Annotated in this window: 3 protein-coding genes; all 3 read right to left on the bottom strand. The window is 42.2% G+C overall.

Features of this window, described 5'->3' with window-relative positions; genetic code table 11:
- On the bottom strand, positions 1–471 hold a 471-nt coding region (locus H6S82_RS23960), incomplete at its 3' end, for a response regulator (protein ID WP_191056823.1).
- 173 nt (positions 472–644) lie between these two features.
- Complete coding sequence (locus H6S82_RS23955; RefSeq protein ID WP_190473884.1) at positions 645–2,627, bottom strand: adenylate/guanylate cyclase domain-containing protein; 1,983 nt, start codon at positions 2,625–2,627, stop codon at positions 645–647.
- The coding region (locus tag H6S82_RS23950) for a response regulator (protein WP_191056822.1) at positions 2,624–3,628 on the bottom strand (1,005 nt) is incomplete at its 5' end. The genes H6S82_RS23950 and H6S82_RS23955, both read right to left, overlap by 4 nt.

Here is a 3,628-nt window from a genome sequence, read left to right as displayed (position 1 = left end):
AGCAGAGTTAATCGCTTGAGTTGTCGTCAATAAAAACTGCAACTGGGCATTTTGAGCTTGCAATTCTAACTGAAAATGACGCGAGCGCAATTGATTTTCAATCCGCGCCAAAACTTCGATCGCCTCAAATGGTTTTGTCACATAATCCACTCCACCCACCGTAAAAGCATTCACCTTATCTATGGCTGCATCCATAGCGCTGATAAAGATTACCGGGATATCCCGCGTTCGCCAATCCTCTTTGAGATGCCGACAAACTTCGTAACCGTCCATATCTGGCATTCTGATATCCAGAAGGATCAGATCGGGAGGACTTGAGAGTACAGATTTGAGAGCCAATTTGCCATTAGGAGCTACCCGCACTTTATAGCCTTGATTTGACAAAATTTGATTTAATAAAGTCAAATTTTCCGCTGTATCGTCTACAACTAAGATGTTCGCTTTGGACGGGAAAGACTGCCCCTGAGTCATAAGCTGCTTTAATATTAATTTTTCTGAGTGTGCGTTAGGCACTTAGTCTTCACCAGTTTTACCTATAGTAAAATTTTTTGCACCGTAAATCATCGGTACAAAGGGAGATATGACGCTGAGTTAACTCAGGCTACTCTATAATTTTATCTCCCCATTGATAAATTGTTTGATGTTTATTTCCTGCCTGTCAGAAAATAAGTCGTCATCTCGCCCTTACCTTTAATTTGTATCGTACCTCTTTCTTGAAAAAGAAATTTTGCTTTGAGGCGATCGTAAACTGCTGCTGTGACCTGCGTTTCACCTGGGACGCCCGTTGACTCCATACGAGAAGCGACGTTGACGGTATCTCCCCACAAATCGTAGATGAATTTGGTTAAACCGATTACCCCACCGACTACGGGGCCAATATTAATACCGATACGGAGGCGTAAATTTTCGCGTGTTTCGGTATTAAATTTGACAATAGCCGCGTGCATATCCAGTGCCATTTCCGCGATCGCCTCAACGCGATCGGCACCTGGAATTGGCACCCCGCCGACTACCATGTAAGCATCACCAATGGTTTTAATCTTTTCCAAACCGTGTTGTTTGGATAATTGGTCAAATTCGCTAAAAATCTGATTCAGGAGTTGTATAATCTCCGTAGGATTTTTTTGCGATGCCAAATTTGTAAATCCTACTAAATCCGCAAATAAAACGCTCGCATCAGCAAAGCTATCTGCAATCACCTGCTGATTTTGTTGCAAGCGATCGGCAACAGGCTTTGGCAATATATTCAATAGTAGCTTTTCTGTTTTCTCCTCAGCTATTTTGCGGGCAGTGATATCAGAAACTGTCCCTTCGTAGTAAAGTAACTTTTCCTTAGAATCTCGCACCGCACGCGCATTTTCCGAAATCCAAATAATTTTGCCATCCTTCCGGTAAACTTGCGCCTCAAATCCAAGTACAGCATGATTTTTTTCCATTTCCGCCAAAAAATCGTGGCGACGGCGAGGATCGACATAAAGCTGCTGTTCGATATTTTGCAAACTTGTCATTAACTCTTCCGCTGAATCATACCCATAAGTCCTTGCCAGCGCTAGATTAGCACTTAGGTAACGTCCGTTTGGTGTACTTTGATAGATACCCTCTACGGCATTTTCCACAATACTGCGATAGCGCTCTTGAGTAATTCGCAGGATTTCTTCAGTTTTTTTCCGCTGAATTAGAGAACCTAACTGAGCCGCCACAGCGGTAACCAAATCGATTACTCGTGCATTTTTAGGCGTAAACTTTTTGTTGTAAAAAACAATAATTGCTAATACTTCATTTTCTAGCAATATGGGAACACCAAATGCAGATGTTAAGCCCGCATCACGCATTTGCGAATCCAAAAAAAATAAATTTTTTGCAAATGAAATATCTTCGCTCCACTGCGGTTGCTTGTCAGCCCAAATTTTGCCTTGAAATCCAACGTTTGCAGCATAAGTAACCGTTGAACTTTGGTTCCTAAATTCTAAAAATTTGGGATCGTTACTGTACCAACCTTGACTGCATTCTAAAACGCTTCTATTTTCGCTGGGAATCCAAGCTTCTCCATAGTCCCATTGAATTGTTATGCAGACTAAATGCAAGACAGCTTGTAAAGCAGAGTGAATATCATTATGGCGATTAATTGCTTGAGTTGTTACCAGTAATAAACGAATTTCCAATTCTGTTTGTCGGCGTGCTTCCAGATGCTTTTGCAGTAGTTCATTCTGCTCTATCAGTTGCAGTTGAAGTTCGCGAAGGCGAAGTTGATTTTCGATCCGCGCTAAAACTTCTGAAGGCTCAAATGGCTTGGTAATATAGTCAACTCCACCGGCTCCGAAAGCTTTAACTTTATTAATGGCTTCGTCTAAAGCGCTGATAAAAATAACTGGAATATCGCGAGTTTGCTCAGACTCTTTGAGATTTTGGCAAACTTCATAACCATCCATTTCTGGCATATTGACATCGAGCAAAATCAGATCGGGGGGATTTGACTGAGAAGATTGTAGCGCCAGTTTGCCACTTGGAGAAACGCGCACTTTATATCCATGATTGGATAAAATTTGAGTTAATAACTTGATGTTTCCTGGTGTATCGTCTACAACCAAAATATTTGCTTTAGGTGCAAGACCTTGGGTTGCGCTCATAAGCTATGTTCTGTCTGGATTAAACTCAGTAATTGCTCGAATTGATATTGGTTAGCTAAAGTAAGTAAATACTGAGCCAACATTTGATTGTGTAGACGCAATTCTTCGATAATTATAGTTATTTGTTCCAAGTCTCCCTCAACGATCGCATGACGTAAAACAAGCAATAAATCACCAGGTAAAGTAGCGATATTTTCCGCATATATCCCTAGTATTTCTGTGGTATCAGACCTGCTTACAGCAGTAGTTTCCTCATAAATAAAATCCACCCCCAAATGTTTTTGAATAGCATCAAATATTTCGTGTTCTGGGAAAGGTTTGCGAATAAAATCATCGCAACCAGCCGCCAAAACAGCCGCTTTTTCTTCTGGCAAGGAACTGGCAGTAATGGCAATAATCGCAGTAGAACGATGATCGAGTGAGGATGAAGCAGCCACGGTAGAATTTAATTCATCGTTTAGCTTTGCGGCTTCAGCCTTTCTAATCTGTTTAGTTGCCTCGTACCCGTCCATCTCTGGCATTCGCATATCCATCCAGATTAAGTGAGGTTGCCAGCGCGACCAAATTTGTAACGCTTCATAGCCATTATGAGCCGATTGTAGTTCAAAGCCAAGGGGATGGAGCAGCTTAATCAAAAGCTGGCGGTTATAGGTATTATCATCAACTATGAGCATTCGATAGAGGGGTTGATTGGGGGCAAGGGCAATCACACCACGACTTTGGGGTTGATTCTCAGTTGCGATCGCCTTGACAGTGCCGGCTCGAATTTTAAACTTAAATGTTGTACCCACCCTTATATCCTTGTTTATTTCGCAGCGATCGGCACCCGGACTGAAAGCTTTCCCGCCACTGATAACCGTTATGTCACCTCCCATCAAACACACAAATTGGCAGCTGATAGTCAACCCTAACCCGGTTCCTTCCTGCACTTTTTGGCCCGATGCCGTTTGCACGAATGGTTTGAATAACTTTTCAAATTCGCTGGGGGCAATTCCCTCGCC

Origin of the sequence: Planktothrix sp. FACHB-1355 (genome assembly GCF_014748295.1) — a bacterium.
In the GTDB taxonomy this organism is placed as follows: domain Bacteria; phylum Cyanobacteriota; class Cyanobacteriia; order Cyanobacteriales; family Aerosakkonemataceae; genus Aerosakkonema; species Aerosakkonema funiforme_A.
This window is presented reverse-complemented; position numbering and strand designations above follow the sequence as displayed.

Coding starts and splice junctions, on each gene's coding strand:
- H6S82_RS23955 (WP_190473884.1), bottom strand. CDS start 2,627: ATGAGCGCAACCCAAGGTCTTGCACCTAAAGCAAATATTTTGGTTGTA.